The following is a 16,804-nucleotide window of genomic DNA, read 5'->3' as shown; positions in this document are numbered from 1 at the left end:
TCAGGAATGGGAAACGGGTGGAGGGAAATGCAACCGGCCCACCATGGAGCCGGCTTGCAGGCGCCGCGCTCGCGGCACAGGCTTAGAACTTCAGGACGTTGACTGAGGGCACACGATCGATATTGCCGCGCTCACGAATGCGCGGCGAGCTGTCTTCGGGCTTGCTCATGTTGTAGGAGGTGCCCATGCCCGATTTGACATGGATGTCCGGTGCCTGACCCTTCTGGAAGCGGTATTCCTCGACTTGCGTACCGTCGTTGTCGCGGTAGTCGAAGCTCGGTTTGACGCGCTCGTTGTGGATCGCGCCGTGGGTCGGCTTGGAAATCGGCTGATTGTTGATCGCTTTAACGTCCGGCAGGTCCAGGCCGGCGCTGTCGGAAGTCACTTCGGCGTGCGCGGGCAGGGCGAGGCAAAAAACGGCGCCTGCCAGCAGCCCAGCGTGGCGCATCAGACGCGCGGCATTGGCAAAGCCGGAGTGGACGGGGGCGGACGGGTGAAGCAGCGAATCCATCATGGACTCCGGCGGGTGATCTGAGACCCTACATTCTAGCAGTCCAGCCTCCCGCCATCGTCCGTTCGCGTGGCGCGAAATGCCACACCCAAGGTTACAGATAGAACATTTCTTCCTTGGGCGGAATCGGCGAGGTACCTTCGCGCTTTTCGTAGAACTCGTAGACGGCATCGAGCGCGTCCTTGGGTTCGTCGACGATGCGCATGATGTCCAGGTCGTGCTCGGCAATCAGGCCCATTGGCAGCAGCGTGAAGCGGAACCAATCCAGCAGGCCCTTCCAGAAATGGCTGCCGAACATGACCACCGGCACACTGCGCGATTTGCCGGTCTGGACAAGCGTGAGCACTTCAGCCAGTTCATCGAGCGTGCCGAAACCGCCGGGCATGACGATGAACGCATCCGAGTTCTTCACGAAGGTGACCTTGCGTGTGAAGAAATGGCGGAAGCGCATCGAGATGTCCTGGTATCGATTGCCTTGCTGTTCGTGCGGCAGTTCGATGTTCAGGCCGACGCTGGCCGACTTGCCGGCGTGCGCGCCCTTGTTGGCCGCTTCCATGATGCCGGGGCCGCCGCCGGAGATGACGGCGAAGCCCGCATCCGAGAACAACCGGGCGATTTCGATGGTGCGTTCGTAGTACGGCGAATCCTCGCGCAGGCGCGCGCTGCCATAGATCGAGACGGCCGGACGGATCTCCGAGAGGTACTCGGTCGCCTCGATGAACTCTGCCATAATCGTGAACATCTGCCAGGAGGCGCGCGCTTTCTTTGCGGTAGCGCGTTCTTCGTCGGCGAGTGCCCGCAGGCTGGGGATCATCTTGCGATCGGTACGGCCGTGTGACACGTCAGCTTTGGGCTCGTGTTCAACGCCCACTGTCACGTTGACGTCCATGTCGGCGGTGGTGGCCTGGCGCGAGGGGCTCACTCCGGTCAGTTCAGCCGCCGAAACCTCCGTCGCGGAAGCACCAGCAGCCTGCTTTGCCAAGTCGCCTTCAGCAGAAGCGCCATTATCGGAAACGCCTTTTGGCGTGCCAGTCACTTTAGAGTCCATGGGAATGTCGGAAAGTCAAGAAACGCTGTTGCTCGTCGATGGCTCGAGTTATCTGTACCGTGCCTATCACGCACTGCCCGACTTGCGAAACGGAGAAGGGTTTCCTACGGGGGCCATCTACGGCATCGTGAACATGCTGCGCAAACTGCGCAACGACTACCCGGCCAAGTATAGCGCCTGCATTTTCGACGCCAAAGGCAAGACCTTTCGCGACGACCTCTATCCGGCCTACAAAGAACATCGCGCACCCATGCCCGATGACCTGCGCGCGCAGATCGAACCGATCCACGAAGCCGTGCGGGCATTGGGTTGGCCCATCCTGGTGGTCGAAGGTGTCGAGGCCGACGACGTGATCGGTACCCTGGCCGAACGGGCGGCTCGCGAAGGCGTCCGGACCATCGTCTCAACGGGTGATAAGGACCTCGCCCAACTGGTGAATGACCATGTCACGCTGGTCAACACCATGACCAACGAAACGCTCGACCCGGCCGGCGTGCAAGCCAAATTCGGCGTGCCGCCGGAGCGCATCGTCGACTATCTCTCGCTGATTGGCGACACCGTGGACAACGTGCCCGGTGTGCCGAAGGTGGGCCCGAAAACCGCGGTGAAATGGCTGACGGAGTTCGGCTCGCTCGACAACGTCATCGCGCGCGCGGGCGAGATCAAGGGCGTGGTGGGCGACAACCTGCGCAACACGCTCGAGTGGCTGCCGAAGGGCCGTGAACTGCTGACCGTGAAGCTCGACTGCGACCTCAGCAAGGAAGTGCCGACGTTCGACGCGCTGATCGACGGCGGCGAAGACAAATCCAAACTCGTCGATTTCTTCTCGCGTTATGGCTTCAAGACGTGGCTGCGTGAGGCTTCCGGCGATGCTCTGCCCGATACGCGAAGCGTGGGCGCCGCGCGCAAGGCCGCGACGCCGGTGAAGAACTACGCCGGCGAGGCTGCACAACTGCAGGCCCAGGCCAACCTGTTCGATGTGGAAGCGCCGCCCGACGAGATCAAGTATGAGACGGTGACGACCGAAGCGCAGCTCGAATCGTGGATGCAGCGTCTGGATGAAGTGGACCTCGTCTGTATCGATACCGAGACGACATCCATCGACCCGATGCTCGCGCAGTTGGTAGGCATTTCGCTGTCGGTCAAGCCGGGCGAGGCTTGCTACATTCCGGTGGCGCATCGCGGCCCGGATGTGGCCGGGTTTGATGCAGCGGCGCAGCTCTCGCGAGACACCGTGCTCGCGCGCATGAAGCTGTGGCTTGAAGATGAATCGCGCAAGAAGGTCGGCCAGCATCTGAAGTACGACGCGCATGTGTTTGCCAACCATGGCATCGCGCTGCGCGGCATCGAGCACGACACGATGCTCGAATCGTATGTGCTGGAATCTCACCGCAATCACGGCATGGACGCGCTTGCCGAGCGCGTGCTGCACTTGAAGACGATCACCTACGAAGCGGTGTGCGGGAAGGGTGCATCGCAGATCGGTTTTGATGAGGTGCCGCTCGATCGCGCGACCGAGTATGCGGCGGAGGACGCCGATATCACGCTGCGTCTGCATCGCACGCTGTTCCCCAAGGTGGCCGAAGACGACAAGCTGCGCTACGTCTACGAGCAGATCGAAATGCCGACCTCCATCGTGCTGCAGAAAATGGAGCGCAACGGCGTGCTGATCGATGCCGAACGCCTGGCCAGGCAGAGCAACGAGCTGGGCCTGCGCCTGATCGATCTGGAGGCCGAGGCGCACAAGCTTGCCGGGCAGCCGTTCAATCTCGGCTCGCCCAAGCAGATCGGTGACATCTTCTTCAACCAGATGAAGCTGCCGGTCATCAAGAAGACCGCGAGCGGCGCGCCGTCGACTGACGAAGAAGTGCTGCAGAAGCTGGCCGAAGACTACCCCCTGCCGAAGCTGCTGCTCGATTATCGGGGCCTGGCCAAGCTCAAGTCCACCTACACCGACAAGCTGCCCAAGATGGTCAACCCGCGCACTGGCCGCGTTCACACCACCTACGGTCAGGCGACGGCGGTGACAGGGCGCCTGGCCTCGACCGATCCGAACCTGCAGAACATTCCAGTGCGCACGGAAGAAGGGCGACGCATCCGCGAAGCGTTCATCGCGCCGGAGGGCAGCGTGATCGTGTCGGCCGACTACTCGCAGATCGAACTGCGCATCATGGCGCATCTGTCGCAGGACGAAGGCCTGATGCGTGCGTTCCGTGAGGGCCAGGATGTGCACCGCGCAACGGCAGCCGAAGTGTTCAACGTGACGCCGCTGGAGGTTTCGCCCGACCAGCGCCGTGTGGCCAAGGTCATCAACTTCGGTCTGATCTACGGCATGAGCGCGTTCGGCCTGGCGAGCAACCTGGGCATCGGGCGCGACGCTGCCAAGCTCTATATCGATCGCTACTTCGCCCGCTACCCCGGCGCCGCGAGCTACATGGACCAAACTCGCCAGAGCGCGCGCGAGCAAGGCTACGTGGAGACCGTCTTCGGCCGTCGCCTGTGGCTGCCCGACATCAATGGCGGCAACGGCCCGCGCCGCCAGGCTGCCGAGCGCGCCGCCATTAATGCGCCGATGCAAGGCACGGCGGCTGACCTGATCAAGCTGTCGATGTTGGCTGTGCAAGGTTGGCTCGAAGCCGAGGCGATGCGCTCGCGCTTGGTCATGCAGGTGCACGATGAACTGGTTCTGGAAGTTCCGCAGGACGAATTGGCCGTGGTGCGCGAGCGTCTGCCCGAGCTCATGTGCAGCGTCGCAACGTTGCGCGTGCCCCTGGTGGCCGAAGTGGGTGTAGGCGCCAACTGGGAAGAGGCGCACTGACGCAATCGCTTGCCAGCTGAGCGCTACACCGTCAAACAAGGGATGGCGCCAGTTTGCCTGCCGAGGCAGCCTGCGGATGGCCTGGGCATGCGGTCGTCATGATTCGCCATATCCATGCGCGCGGGGTTGCGGTGAATTTTGCGTTGCAGCAGACTGCACCTGACAGATCACGTGATCGAGAAGATTCAACGGCTCCAGGAGAGGCACATGGCAGGGCAGACGGATGGCGCAGGCGGGGCGAACGGGCCGCGCATTGTGGTGGTCGGCGGGGGCGCCGGCGGGTTGGAACTTGCAACGCGGCTGGGTGACAAGCTCGGCAAGCGCGGCGCAGCCCAGGTCATTCTGGTCGACCGCAACCCCACACACATCTGGAAACCGCTGCTGCATGAAGTCGCTGCCGGCAGCATGGATCCGAACACGCATCAGCTCGAATACGCGGCGCAGGCGCGCTGGCATGGCTTCGAATTCCAGCAGGGCGAGCTGAAGGGCCTTGATCGCGTCGCCAAGTCCATCATCGTGTCCGGATGCGTTGACGCCGACGGCACCGAGGTGCTGCCCGAGCGCGCCATTTCGTACGATACGCTGGTGTTGTCCATCGGTAGCGTGACGCATTTCTTCGGCGTGCCGGGCACGGCCGAGCACGCCATCGCCCTCGACACCGCATGGCAGGCCGAGCGCTTCCGCCGCAGGCTCATTGCAGCGTGCATGCGCGCTCAGAACGGCGTGGGCGATGCGCGTCCGCAGGTTGACATCGCCATCGTCGGTGCGGGCGCCACAGGCGTGGAACTCTCAGCAGAGCTGCGCAATACGGCCCACGTGCTGGCCGCTTATGGCCTGCACAAGCTGGACCCGCGCCACGACATCCGCATCCATTTGATCGAAGGCGGCCCGCGTATTTTGCCGGTGCTCAAGGAGCGCATTTCGGCTGCGACCACTGAGCTGCTGCACAAGCTCGACGTGGACGTCATCACCAGCGAACGTGTGACGGAAGTCACCGCAAGCGCCGTCAACACGGCCAGCGGCAAGTCCATTCCGGCAGATCTGACCGTGTGGGCTGCGGGCATCCGCGCGCCGTCGGTGCTGGGTGAGCTCGGGTTGCCGGTGAACAAGCTGGGTCAGGTTGTCGTCTCACGCACGCTGCAGGTGGAAGGCGACGATTCGATCTACGCCTTTGGCGATTGCGCAAGCTGCCCGTGGCCCGAGGCGTCAACCAGCGTGCCGCCGCGTGCGCAGGCTGCGCATCAGCAGGCCACCTATCTGTTCGACGCGTTGCGCAAGCGTATGGATGGCAAGCCGGTCCAGCCGTTCGCGTTCAAGGATCTCGGCTCGCTGGTGTCGCTGGGCCATTTCAGCGCTGTGGGCAGCCTGATGGGCGGGCTGATCGGCGGATCGATGTTCATCGAAGGCCTGATGGCGCGGCTGATGTACACGTCGCTGTATCGCATGCACGTGCTGGCGTTGCACGGTTGGGTGCGCATGTCGGTGGATACGGTCATGCACTGGCTGCGCAGCAAGACGAATCCGCGGGTCAAGCTGCACTAGGCTGTTCCTGTTGCTTGCGCTGGATGCCTGGCTCTGCAGCAATGCAACCGCTTCGGTAGACTAGCCGCTTCGTTCACCGTAACCGTCCAAGGGCGGGAGGAGAGTGCGATGCAGCTTGATGCAGAAGTGGAGAGCCTGGTACCCGGCCGCAGCTTTGACCGTCGCGGCTTCATGAAGACCGCACTGGGCTCGGCCTTTGCGGCTGCGGTGCTACCGGTGTCTGCGCAGACCATCCATACCGATTTCAATGGGCTGACGGCGGGCGAGGTGACTGTGCCCGTCGGCGATTTCAAGATGCCGGCTTATCGTGCCCAGCCGGAGGGCAAGACGAAGCTTCCGGTGGTGATTGTCGTCAGCGAGATCTTTGGCGTGCACGAATACATTGCCGATATTTGCCGGCGCTTTGCCAAGCTCGGCTATCTGGCGATCGCGCCTGAGTTGTTTGTGCGCCAGGGCGATCCGCGTGCGTACGGCACGGTGCAAGAAACCGTTGCCAACGTGGTCTCCAAGGTGCCGGATTCACAGGTGGCAGGCGATATCGACGCCACGATCGCATGGGCCAAGGAGAACGGTGGCGACGCGGCGCGTATCGGCATCACCGGTTTCTGCTGGGGTGGGCGTCACGTCTGGTTTGCCGCGGAGCGCAATCCCAGCATCAAGGCTGCAGTGTCCTGGTATGGGCCGCTGAAGGGCAATCCGAATCCGCTGCAACCGGCTTCGCCCATCGACAAGGTGGACGAATTGAAGGCGCCTGTGCTGGGTCTTTACGGCGCGAAGGACACCGTGATCACGGAAGACGTGCGCGACACGATGAAGACCGCGTTGGAAAAATCCAAGAACCCCAAGGCGCATGCATCACGCATCATCGTGTATCCGAATTCCGGCCATGCATTTCATGCAGATTACCGACCGAGCTATGTGAAGGCCGACGCGGAAGATGGCTGGAAGAAGTGCCTCGCCTGGTTCAAGGATCACGGGGTGGTGTAGCGCCGCCACGCGCTGAAGATGGAAGGCCCTCGCAGTCGCTGGGGCCTTTTTTCTGTTGTCTGTGCTGGCAAAGGTTGATAAAGCGGCATACAATTCGCCCTTCTTGCAACTCTGTTGCGTTTATTGGCTCCCGCTGCGTCACCTCCGCATGACCTTCGATACCACCCTGTTAGGCATTCTTCTCGCCACCGCGCTGTCTGGCATCGGCAGCATGGCGGGCGCCGCCGTGCTGTCATTGACGGTGCTGTCGCGCATGGTCGATCGGATGGTCAGTTTTTCGGTAGGCGTGCTGCTGGCCACGTCGCTGCTGCATTCGTTGCCGGAGGCGTTCGAAGCGCATCGCGGCATCGAGCCCAACACGCATGCGTTGTTCGCCACGTTGCTGGCCGGGCTGCTGGGTTTCTTCCTGCTGGAAAAGATCTCGCTGATCCGCCATTCACATCATCACGAGGGCGATGGTCACGGACATCACCACGGCCATGACCGGCAGGAAGCGGGCCGCAGCGGCCTGATGATCCTGGTAGGCGATGGCTTGCATAACTTTTCGGACGGCATCGTCATTGCCGCAGCCTTCCTGGCGGACACCAGGGTAGGCATCGTCACCGCGCTGGCGATTGCCGCTCACGAGATTCCGCAAGAGATTGGCGACTTCATGGTGCTGCTCAACGCCGGGTTCACCAAGACGCGCGCCTTTGTCTACAACCTGCTCTGCAGTGTTTGCGCGTTGGTGGGCGCGGTGCTTGGCTATTATTTGCTGGATCGCCTGACGTCGTGGATTCCATACGTGCTGGTGGTGGCGTCGAGCAGCTTCATTTACATCGCCGTGTGCGATCTGATGCCGCAGATGAAGCGCCGGCCGCGCTGGCAGGAATCGGCGGTGCAGGTCGCATTGATTGCGGCAGGCATCGCGATGATCTTTTTGCTGACCGAAGGTTTGCACGGTCACGCGCACTGACGCGCCGCATCGCCCTCAAGAAAAAAGCCCGGTCAATGCCGGGCTTTTTGCTGCACGCCAGATTCGCAGATTACGGATTCGGCCCCGTCGCCACCGGACGCGACGGGTCGCTGCACCACTCGCTCCATGATCCGGCGTAGAGGGCCGCGCCCGTGAGACCGGCGATCTCCATGGCCAGTGCGTTGTGGCAGGCCGTCACGCCAGAGCCACATTGCAACGTCGCGTCTTGCGGCTGGGCGCCCGCGAGCACGCCGGTAAAGTCGGCACGCAATTGTTCCGCAGGCTTGAAAGTGCCGTCTGCCTGCAGGTTGTCACGGAAGCAGCGGTTGCGTGCGCCCGGGATGTGGCCACCCACAGGGTCGAGCGTTTCGTTCTCACCGCGGTAGCGGTCTGGGGCGCGGGCATCGACGATTGGCTTGTCGGCGTGGCCCAGGTATTTCTGCACGATCTCCGCAGTGACCATCTGTACGAGCGATGGCTTGCGCGTGATGTTGCCGGGCGTGGCGTTGAGCTGCGGCTCTTCGGGAACGACCTGGTCGACCGGGAAGTGCGCCGCTTCCCAGGCTTGCAGGCCGCCATCAAGCACGGCCACATCGGCATGGCCGACCCAGCGCAGCAGCCACCACAGGCGCGCCGCATACATGCTGCCCTGGCGGTCGTACGCGACGACTTGCGTGTCGTCGTTCACGCCCAGCGCCTGCAGGCGCGCGACCAGCGCTTCGGCATCGGGCAGCGGGTGGCGGCCATTGGTGCCGGTTTTGGGGCCCGACAGCTCGTTGTCGAGATGCATGTAGAACGCGCCGGGCACATGGCTGGCGTGATACGCATCGCGCCCCGCGGCGGGGTTGGCGAGGTCAAAGCTGCAATCGATGACGACCACCGCCTCGGGCGCGCTCTGCTGCAGGGCGGCCAGTTGCGGTGCGGTGATGAGGGTGGCGTAGTGAGCGCGTTCGCTCATGGCGGCAATCTCCTGGGTCGATCAAACTTCCGGGTGAATCTCGGCTTCCGGGCCGGACACGGCTGTCTGCGGCGTCGGATGTTCGGCGCCCGACTGACGGGCGCGCATGACGGTGGTCACGATGCCGCTGCCGATGATGAGCGCCATGCCCGCCCACGACAGTGCGTTCAGGTGGTCATTCCACAGCAACATGCCCCACCCGCTCGCAAAGACGATGCCGGTGTATTGCAGGTTAGCAGTCAGCAGCGTGTTACCGCGCTTGTAGGCCCGCGTCATGGCGGTCTGGCCCAGCGTGGCCAGAAGCCCCACCGCCAGCAGCAGCGCCGCGCTGTGCAACGTATGCGGCTGCGCGCCGCCGATCAGCATCCAGACGCCGCCAGCAATTGCGCTCACCAGGGAAAAGTAAAACACGATGCGTGCCTCGTTCTCGCCCAGGTCACCCAGTTGGCGCACCTCCACATAGGCGAGGGCCGTGAACACGCCCGACACCAGCCCAACCATGCCGCCGGCAAGCTGGGACGGCCCGCCGCCCACGCTGGGTTGCAGCAGGCACAGCACACCAACAAACGACATCAGGATCGCTGCCACCATTTTCTTGTCGGCGCCCGCTGCTCTGCCGGCCATTGCAGCCCCGGCGCCGATGATCAACGCAATCCACACCGGCGACATGTAATTCAATGTCATGGCCGTCGCCAGCGGCAACAGGCTGATCGACGTGAACCACAGCAGCAGCGATGTCACCCCGAACACGCTGCGCTTGATGTGCGCCATGAGATAGGGCGTGCGGATGCCTGCGCCGGTCTTGGCCAGGATGGCGCCCATCACGGTCATGCCGATCACGCTGCGGTAGAACACGATCTCGCCGGTGCTGTAATGCGCCGAGGCCAGTTTCACGCACACGCCCATCGCCGAAAAGGCAAACGCGGCAAGGATCATCCACAGCGATTGGCGAGAGGAGCTGTCTGCCGTCTGGGCGGCAGTCTGGGCAGCGGTAGCAGTGTCGGCAGGCATGGCGAGGGGCGAGGGCGAAAAAAAACGGTGCGGCCTGTGAGGGCTGCACCGTTCCTATTGTGACGCGGAAGGCGGCGGATGCCTACCTTCGGTCGTCGCTCAGTAGTTCATTGTGCGTCGATACCACTCGTGGAAGTGCTGCATGCCGTCTTCCATGGGCGATTGGTACGGGCCGACTTCGCTTGTGCCGCGCTTGAGCAGCGCCAGGCGTCCGGCGTCCATGCGTTCGGCGATTTCATCATCCTCGATGCACGTTTCCATGTAGGCGGCGCGCTCGGCTTCGACGAACTCGCGCTCGAACAGGACGATTTCTTCCGGGTAATAGAACTCAACCACGTTGCGAGTCTTGGTCGGCCCCATCGGATGCAGCGTCGACACGACCAGCACGTTCGGATACCACTCGACCATCACGTTCGGGTAGTAGGTGAGCCACACCGCGCCGTACTTCGGCATCTCGCCGTTGTTGAAGCGCAGCACGGCGTCATGCCACTTCTGGTAAGCCGGTGTGCCGGGTTTGCGCAAATTCGCGTGGATGCCGACCGTCTGCACGCTGTGCCACTCGCCAAACTCCCATTCCAGGTCGTCACACGAGACGAACTGCCCGAGGCCTGGGTGGAAGGGCACGACGTGGTAGTCCTCGAGGTACACCTCGATGAAGGTCTTCCAGTTGTAGTTGCAGTCGTGCACTTCGACGTGATCCAGCATGTAGCCGGAGAAATCGAGATCGCGCGCCACGCCCAGGCGGGCGAGGTCTTCGCGCACGTCGCGCTTGCCCTCGAACAGCAGGCCATTCCAGTTCTGCAGTGGCGAGCGTGACAGATGCACGCACGGTTGCTTCTCGAAGTGCGGTGCGCCCAGCAAGTCGCCCTGCAGGTCGTATGTCCAGCGATGCAGCGGGCAGACGATGTTCTGGGCATTGCCGCGCCCATTGAGCATGATTGCCTGCCGATGCCGGCACACATTGGAGAGCAGTTCGACGCCGTTCGGGTTGCGCACCAGCACGCGGCCTTCGGCCTCGGCGGCAAGCGTGTGATAGTCGCCAACTTCCGGGACCATCAGCTCATGGCCGACGTAACCGGGGCCATGTTTGAACAGACGTTCGATTTCAGTTTGATACAGCGCCTCGTCGAAGTAAGCAGAGACGGGCAACTGGGTTTCAGACGGCACCAGATTCAGTGCGGCGCTGAGATTGGACATTATCCCCACTCCCAATAACGGTGAAAGCAGTGAACAACCCAACCATCGACAAGATCGATTTGGGAAAGGACGCCATCGGCAGGTGGCCTAGGGTCTGTTGAGGTAGGAAACGAGCGCTTGCTGGCCCCCGCTTGGGCCAACGACCATACGTTCAATGGGCCAACAGACCCAAACCATCGTGCGGAGCGGCGTACACCGGCCCGGCCTTTGGAGGAAAGGGGGGGATTGTACCCCAGGGAAATTGATAAGTCCCTGATTTTCGAACCCTTTCCGCTTCCAACCGCGCGATCGCCGGGCTGACGATGCCCCGCCTTGTCACCGCAAACCGCTATCCCGCCCCTTGCGGGATGTGCGCGGAACGCACGCGGAATTGCCGTAAAATGCCAGATTGTCCTTTTCTGATTCGCAATCGGCATGCCCCGTGCCTCAAACGACGCCTCCAGCAGCGCGTCCGCCACGCCCTCCGCTACGCCGGCTTCCTATGAAGCGGCCATGGCTGAACTCGAAACCCTCGTCGCCAGCATGGAATCCGGTGAATTGCCGCTGGAGGCTTCGCTTGCGGCGTATCGACGCGGAGCCGAGCTGGTCAAATACTGTCAGCAGGTGCTGGAACGCGTCGAGCAGCAGGTGCGCGTGCTTGATGGCGAAGCCCTGAGGCCCTTAGCCGACGATAGCAACGCGAACGAGCAGGGCGACGCATGAGCGATTTCGCCCAATGGATGGCATCTGTGGTCGCGCGGACGGAAAGTGCACTTGAGCGCGCGCTGCCGGCCGAAACCGTCTCGCCGCAACGTCTGCACGCGGCGATGCGCTATGCCACCCTGGGGGCCGGAAAACGCGTGCGGCCCTTGCTGGCGCATGCGGCGGGCGCGCTGGGGGAGGCCTCCTCCGAGGCGCTCGACGGCGTGAGCTGCGCGGTGGAGATGATCCACGCCTACTCGCTCGTTCATGACGACATGCCGTGCATGGACGACGACGACCTGCGCCGTGGCCGCCCGACCGTGCATCGCGCCTATGATGAAGCGACTGCACTGCTGGTAGGCGACGCCTTGCAGACGCAGGCGTTCATCGTGTTGGCTGAGCTGGGCGCGGTGAGCCAGGCGACGCGTGCAGTGTTGGTGGCTGAATTGGCGCGCGCTTCTGGTTCGCTCGGCATGGCGGGCGGTCAGGCGATCGATCTGCAAAGCGTCGGCATTGCACTATCGCAGGACGAATTGGAGGCGATGCATCGCATGAAGACCGGTGCGTTGCTGCGGGCGAGTCTGCGGATGGGCGCGCTCTGTGCTGGCGTGAATGCCGCAGCCTTGGAGCAGGTTGATGCTTATGCCGGCGCGGTCGGTCTCGCGTTCCAGGTGGTCGATGACATCCTCGATGTGACCGCCGATACCGCCACGCTGGGCAAAACCGCTGGCAAGGACGAGGCCAACGACAAGCCGACTTACGTGTCCATCCTCGGGCTGGACAAGGCCAGGGCACTGGCCGACGAGCTGCACGCCACAGCGGGTGCGGCGGTTGCCCAACTTGCCCGCGAGATCGGCTGTGAAGCGGACAAGGCACGTACCGATCGATTGGTCGAAATGGCTGACCTGATCGTGCGGCGTGGCCACTGAACAACATTGCATAGACGGTAGAAGTCTTTGCCCAAACGCCTGAACGGCGGTCCCACATGACGTACGAACTTCTGAACACCATCGACGATCCGGCCGACCTGCGCCGCCTGGACCGCCGCCAACTTGGGCCGCTGGCCAACGAGTTGCGCGCCTTCGTGCTGGATTCCGTCTCTCAAACGGGCGGGCACCTGTCGTCGAACCTGGGTACGGTCGAACTGACCATCGCCCTGCATTACGTCTTCAACACGCCGGAAGACCGCATCGTGTGGGACGTCGGTCACCAGAGCTATCCGCACAAGATCCTGACGGGCCGCCGCGACCAGATGGGCTCGCTGCGCCAGTTGGACGGTATCTCCGGCTTCCCGCGCCGCAGCGAGAGCCCGTACGACACGTTCGGCACCGCGCACTCGTCCACGTCGATTTCGGCTGCGCTGGGCATGGCCCTAGGCGCCAAGACCAAGGGTGAAGACCGCGTCGCCATTGCCGTGATTGGCGACGGCGCGATGAGCGCCGGCATGGCCTTCGAGGCCATGAACAACGCCGGCGTCTATAAAGACCTGCCGCTCGTGGTCGTGCTGAATGACAACGACATGTCGATCTCGCCGCCGGTCGGGGCGCTGAACCGCTATCTGGCTCGCCTCATGAGCGGGCAGTTCTACGCGGCCACCAAGAAAGGCGTCGAGAAGCTGCTGTCGGTGGCGCCGCCGGTGCTCGAGTTCGCCAAGCGCTTCGAGGAACACACCAAAGGCATGTTCGTGCCGGCCACGATGTTCGAGGAGTTCGGCTTCAACTACATCGGGCCGATCGACGGACATGATCTCGAATCGCTCGTGCCGACCCTGCAGAACATCCGCCAGCGCGCTCGCGAAGGCGGTGGTCCGCAGTTCCTCCACGTCGTCACCAAGAAGGGCCAGGGCTACAAGCTGGCTGAAGCTGACCCGATCCTCTATCACGGCCCGGGCAAGTTCAACCCGCAAGAGGGCATCAAACCTTCCGGGCGCCCGGCCAAGGTCACGTACACGCAAGTGTTCGGCCAATGGCTGTGCGACATGGCGGCGGCCGACAAGCGGCTGGTGGGCATTACGCCAGCCATGCGCGAAGGCTCTGGGATGGTGGAGTTCGAGCAGCGCTTTCCTGACCGCTATTACGACGTCGGTATCGCCGAGCAGCACGCCGTCACCTTTGCTGGCGGCCTGGCGTGCGAGGGGTTGAAGCCTGTTGTCGCTATCTATTCGACGTTCCTGCAGCGTGGCTACGACCAATTGATCCACGACGTGGCGCTGCAGAATCTGCCGGTGGTATTTGCGCTGGACCGCGCCGGTCTGGTCGGTGCAGACGGCGCCACGCATGCAGGTGCCTACGACATTGCCTACCTGCGCTGCATCCCCAACATGATGGTGATGACGCCGGCCGACGAGAACGAATGCCGCCAGCTCTTGAGTACCGCGTTTGCGCAGGACTGCCCGGCAGCAGTGCGCTATCCGCGTGGTGCCGGCACGGGCGTGGCGGTGCAGCCGACGCTGGAGCCGCTGCCGGTAGGCACGGCAGAAGTGCGCCGCGCTTCCACGGCTCCGGCTGGCCAGCGCGTGGCGATTCTGGCGTTTGGTTCGATGGTTGCGCCGGCTACGGCGGCGGCCGAGCGTTTGGACGCGACTGTCGTCAATATGCGCTTCGTCAAGCCGCTCGACGTGGCATGCGTCCTGGAAATGGCCCGCACACACGATTTTGTGGTCACGGTGGAGGAAGGCTGTGTGATGGGCGGTGCCGGCAGCGCGTGCCTGGAAGCCCTGGCTGCCGCCGGTGTCGCAACGCCGGTACTGCAGCTCGGCTTGCCTGACCGCTTTGTCGATCACGGTGATCACGCGGCGCTTCTGACGCAATGCGGGCTCGATGCCAACGGCATCCTCGCGTCCATCCGCGAGCGCTTTGCCGTACAGCCGCGCGCGGCAGCCCCGCGCGTCGCTTGAGGCACCTTTGGTGTTGCGTCATAGGCAGAATCAATCACCCGTATTGCATCCACGGGTATGAGTAGTTGACTGCAGAGGTAGGAAATTTCTTTTACACTCCGCCAGTCTTATTTCTGAATTGTGTGCGCAGTCGCGGGATGGGCAGATTGGATCACTTGAGGGGTGGTCACCGTCAGCCAAGTTCCGCGGTTTCACACTCGTTGCGTGCCGGCCGACTGCGATGGCCGGGCGACCGTAAAGGAAACCGATCATGAACGATATGAACCCGGCTTTCGCGATGCCGGACGTGCAGTCCAGTCACGATACCCGCCAGATCCCCATTCAGCGCGTTGGCGTGCGCGGCGTGCGTTATCCGATGTCGCTGCAGACCCCCTCGGGCGTGCAGAACACCGTCGGCACGTACAACCTCGATGTGCATCTGCCCGCTGACCAGAAGGGCACGCACATGTCGCGCTTCGTTGCGCTCCTTGAAGAAGAGCGCGAGCCGCTGAATCTGGCGCAGTTCCAGTTGCTGCTGGAAAAGATGCTGGAGAAGCTCGAAGCCGACGCCGGCCGCATCGAAGTCCACTTCCCGTACTTCGTCAGCAAGACCGCGCCGGTGTCGGGCGTGCAGTCGCTGATGGACTATGAAGTGACGATGATCGGTGAAGTGCGCGACGGCCACACGAAGGTCCGCGTCAAGGCGCTGGTGCCGGTGACGAGCCTGTGCCCCTGCTCGAAGAAGATTTCGCAGTACGGCGCGCACAACCAGCGCTCGCACATCACGATCGATGCCGAGCTGGCGGCCGATACGCCGGTCGAATCGCTGATCCGCATGGCCGAAGAAGAAGCGTCGTGCGAACTGTGGGGCCTGCTCAAGCGTCCGGACGAAAAGTTCGTGACCGAGCGTGCGTACGAAAACCCGAAATTCGTGGAAGACCTGGTGCGCGATATCGCCATGCGCCTGAACCAGGACGACCGCATCGTCGCCTACACGCTGGAAGCCGAGAACTTCGAGTCGATCCACAACCACAGCGCCTATGCGCTGATCGAGCGCGACAAGCGCACCGACAAGTAATCGACGCTGTGCCCAAAGAAAAAGCCGCTCAACCGAGCGGCTTTTTTCATGCTTGCTGGATACGGATGTCTTCGAGGTCCCAGCGTGGTGTCACGCCGTAGCCGTAGCCGTCCTGCACCTGGGTAGGGTCGGCCTGCAGCCGCATCGCCCCCGCAAAGGCAATCATGGCTCCGTTGTCGGTGCAGAACTGCAGGTCGGGGTAATAGACGCGCAGGCCGCGCTTTTTGCCCTCGGCGTTCAGGCCATCGCGCAACTGGCGGTTGGCGCCTACGCCACCGGCCACGACGATGCGCTTGAGGCCATGCTCGCGTGCCGCCCGCAGCGTCTTCTTGACGAGCACTTCGACAATGGCGTCGACAAATGCGCGAGCAAGGTCGGCGCGTGGCTGGTAGCAGGTCTCGCTGTCGGTCAGGTTGAGCTTGCGCACTTGCGTGAGCACCGCGGTCTTGAGGCCTGCGAATGAGAAATCGAAGTTGCCCGAATGGAGCATCGGTCGAGGCAGGTCGAATACGCCCGGGTTGCCGAATTCGGCCAGGCGCGACACAGCAGGGCCGCCCGGGTACCCGAGGCCGAGCAGCTTGGCGGTCTTGTCGAAGGCTTCGCCGGCGGCGTCGTCGAGTGTTTCGCCAAGCAGCGTGTATTGGCCGACGCCATCGACGCGCATCAACTGCGTATGCCCGCCGGAGACGAGCAGCGCCAGAAACGGAAACTCCGGTCGATCCGCCTCCAGCAGCGGCGAAAGCAGATGCCCCTCTAGGTGATGCACGCCCACCAGCGGTTTGCCGAGCGCGAACGCCAGCGCATTCGCCACGGAAGCGCCCACCAGCAGTGCGCCGGCAAGCCCTGGCCCTTTTGTATAGGCAATGGCGTCGATGTCCGCGCGCGTGGCGCCGGCCTTGCCGAGCACCTCTTCGAGCAGCGGAATCACGCGGCGGATGTGATCGCGCGAGGCCAGCTCGGGCACCACACCGCCGTATTCGCGGTGCATGGCGATCTGCGAATACAGCGCATGCGCACGCAGGCCAGCCGCCGTGTCGTACAGGGCGACGCCGGTTTCGTCACAGGAGGATTCGATGCCGAGGACCAGCATGGCAAGCGGGAGTGAGGAATTGCAATGGGAAGGCCGCCGAAGATAGCACAAGT

Annotated in this window: 14 protein-coding genes; 8 read left to right on the top strand and 6 right to left on the bottom strand. The window is 63.1% G+C overall.

The window, feature by feature from the left end; genetic code table 11:
• Positions 1–82: 82 nt before the first annotated feature.
• A complete protein-coding gene (locus ACU8YE_RS08960; RefSeq protein ID WP_232043031.1) occupies positions 83–511 on the bottom strand; it encodes a hypothetical protein in 429 nt (142 codons plus the stop codon).
• A gap of 94 nt (positions 512–605) precedes the next feature.
• Positions 606–1,559: an LOG family protein gene (locus ACU8YE_RS08955; protein WP_232040643.1), complete on the bottom strand. Its 954-nt coding sequence runs from the start codon at positions 1,557–1,559 to the stop codon at positions 606–608.
• Between the two features lie 4 nt (positions 1,560–1,563).
• Between ACU8YE_RS08955 and polA the strand changes: the two genes are divergently transcribed.
• The 4 genes from polA to ACU8YE_RS08935 all read left to right on the top strand — a co-directional run bounded on the left by polA (position 1,564) and on the right by ACU8YE_RS08935 (position 7,861).
• Entirely contained in the window at positions 1,564–4,377 is a 2,814-nt protein-coding gene (gene polA / locus ACU8YE_RS08950) for a DNA polymerase I (protein ID WP_446928535.1), read from the top strand.
• Between the two features lie 207 nt (positions 4,378–4,584).
• Positions 4,585–5,919 (top strand): NAD(P)/FAD-dependent oxidoreductase, encoded by a 1,335-nt coding sequence (locus ACU8YE_RS08945; RefSeq protein ID WP_260801919.1) that lies wholly within the window; start codon positions 4,585–4,587, stop codon positions 5,917–5,919.
• Between the two features lie 108 nt (positions 5,920–6,027).
• Positions 6,028–6,906: a dienelactone hydrolase family protein gene (locus tag ACU8YE_RS08940; RefSeq protein WP_316869932.1), complete on the top strand. Its 879-nt coding sequence runs from the start codon at positions 6,028–6,030 to the stop codon at positions 6,904–6,906.
• 148 nt (positions 6,907–7,054) lie between these two features.
• On the top strand, positions 7,055–7,861 hold the full coding sequence (locus ACU8YE_RS08935; protein ID WP_232040639.1) for a ZIP family metal transporter: 807 nt from the start codon (positions 7,055–7,057) through the stop codon (positions 7,859–7,861).
• A gap of 70 nt (positions 7,862–7,931) precedes the next feature.
• Here ACU8YE_RS08935 and ACU8YE_RS08930 read toward each other — a convergent pair whose 3' ends face one another.
• The 3 genes from ACU8YE_RS08930 to ACU8YE_RS08920 form a co-directional block, all read right to left on the bottom strand.
• The gene (locus ACU8YE_RS08930) at positions 7,932–8,819 is read right to left on the bottom strand and encodes a sulfurtransferase (RefSeq protein WP_446928534.1); all 888 of its coding nucleotides are present in this window, start codon (positions 8,817–8,819) and stop codon (positions 7,932–7,934) included.
• A 21-nt stretch (positions 8,820–8,840) separates the two neighbouring features.
• Entirely contained in the window at positions 8,841–9,830 is a 990-nt protein-coding gene (locus ACU8YE_RS08925) for a DMT family transporter (RefSeq protein WP_260801916.1), read from the bottom strand.
• A 99-nt stretch (positions 9,831–9,929) separates the two neighbouring features.
• Positions 9,930–11,027: an aromatic ring-hydroxylating oxygenase subunit alpha gene (locus ACU8YE_RS08920; RefSeq protein ID WP_232040636.1), complete on the bottom strand. Its 1,098-nt coding sequence runs from the start codon at positions 11,025–11,027 to the stop codon at positions 9,930–9,932.
• 414 nt (positions 11,028–11,441) lie between these two features.
• Here ACU8YE_RS08920 and ACU8YE_RS08915 point away from each other — a divergent pair, with 414 nt between their 5' ends.
• The 4 genes from ACU8YE_RS08915 to folE2 all read left to right on the top strand — a co-directional run bounded on the left by ACU8YE_RS08915 (position 11,442) and on the right by folE2 (position 15,661).
• Positions 11,442–11,729: an exodeoxyribonuclease VII small subunit gene (locus ACU8YE_RS08915; RefSeq protein ID WP_232040635.1), complete on the top strand. Its 288-nt coding sequence runs from the start codon at positions 11,442–11,444 to the stop codon at positions 11,727–11,729.
• Positions 11,726–12,637 (top strand): polyprenyl synthetase family protein, encoded by a 912-nt coding sequence (locus tag ACU8YE_RS08910; RefSeq protein WP_232040634.1) that lies wholly within the window; start codon positions 11,726–11,728, stop codon positions 12,635–12,637. Before ACU8YE_RS08915 ends, ACU8YE_RS08910 begins: the two co-directional genes overlap by 4 nt.
• A gap of 56 nt (positions 12,638–12,693) precedes the next feature.
• Positions 12,694–14,604, top strand: a complete 1,911-nt coding sequence (gene dxs, locus ACU8YE_RS08905; RefSeq protein WP_232040633.1) for a 1-deoxy-D-xylulose-5-phosphate synthase — start codon at positions 12,694–12,696, stop codon at positions 14,602–14,604.
• A gap of 250 nt (positions 14,605–14,854) precedes the next feature.
• Positions 14,855–15,661, top strand: coding sequence for a GTP cyclohydrolase FolE2 (gene folE2 / locus ACU8YE_RS08900; protein ID WP_024975157.1), 807 nt, complete (start codon positions 14,855–14,857; stop codon positions 15,659–15,661).
• 46 nt (positions 15,662–15,707) lie between these two features.
• Here the strand turns inward: folE2 and tsaD are convergent, their stop codons facing one another.
• Positions 15,708–16,751 (bottom strand): tRNA (adenosine(37)-N6)-threonylcarbamoyltransferase complex transferase subunit TsaD, encoded by a 1,044-nt coding sequence (tsaD, locus tag ACU8YE_RS08895; RefSeq protein WP_316878920.1) that lies wholly within the window; start codon positions 16,749–16,751, stop codon positions 15,708–15,710.
• Positions 16,752–16,804 lie beyond the last annotated feature (53 nt).

The sequence above is a fragment of the Ralstonia sp. VS2407 genome (assembly GCF_052950655.1).
This window is presented reverse-complemented; position numbering and strand designations above follow the sequence as displayed.

Coding starts and splice junctions, on each gene's coding strand:
- ACU8YE_RS08940 (WP_316869932.1), top strand. CDS start 6,028: ATGCAGCTTGATGCAGAAGTGGAGAGCCTGGTACCCGGCCGCAGCTTT.
- ACU8YE_RS08910 (WP_232040634.1), top strand. CDS start 11,726: ATGAGCGATTTCGCCCAATGGATGGCATCTGTGGTCGCGCGGACGGAA.
- ACU8YE_RS08955 (WP_232040643.1), bottom strand. CDS start 1,559: ATGGACTCTAAAGTGACTGGCACGCCAAAAGGCGTTTCCGATAATGGC.
- folE2 (WP_024975157.1), top strand. CDS start 14,855: ATGAACGATATGAACCCGGCTTTCGCGATGCCGGACGTGCAGTCCAGT.
- ACU8YE_RS08935 (WP_232040639.1), top strand. CDS start 7,055: ATGACCTTCGATACCACCCTGTTAGGCATTCTTCTCGCCACCGCGCTG.
- ACU8YE_RS08930 (WP_446928534.1), bottom strand. CDS start 8,819: ATGAGCGAACGCGCTCACTACGCCACCCTCATCACCGCACCGCAACTG.
- polA (WP_446928535.1), top strand. CDS start 1,564: ATGTCGGAAAGTCAAGAAACGCTGTTGCTCGTCGATGGCTCGAGTTAT.
- tsaD (WP_316878920.1), bottom strand. CDS start 16,751: ATGCTGGTCCTCGGCATCGAATCCTCCTGTGACGAAACCGGCGTCGCC.
- dxs (WP_232040633.1), top strand. CDS start 12,694: ATGACGTACGAACTTCTGAACACCATCGACGATCCGGCCGACCTGCGC.
- ACU8YE_RS08920 (WP_232040636.1), bottom strand. CDS start 11,027: ATGTCCAATCTCAGCGCCGCACTGAATCTGGTGCCGTCTGAAACCCAG.
- ACU8YE_RS08960 (WP_232043031.1), bottom strand. CDS start 511: ATGGATTCGCTGCTTCACCCGTCCGCCCCCGTCCACTCCGGCTTTGCC.
- ACU8YE_RS08925 (WP_260801916.1), bottom strand. CDS start 9,830: ATGCCTGCCGACACTGCTACCGCTGCCCAGACTGCCGCCCAGACGGCA.
- ACU8YE_RS08945 (WP_260801919.1), top strand. CDS start 4,585: ATGGCAGGGCAGACGGATGGCGCAGGCGGGGCGAACGGGCCGCGCATT.
- ACU8YE_RS08915 (WP_232040635.1), top strand. CDS start 11,442: ATGCCCCGTGCCTCAAACGACGCCTCCAGCAGCGCGTCCGCCACGCCC.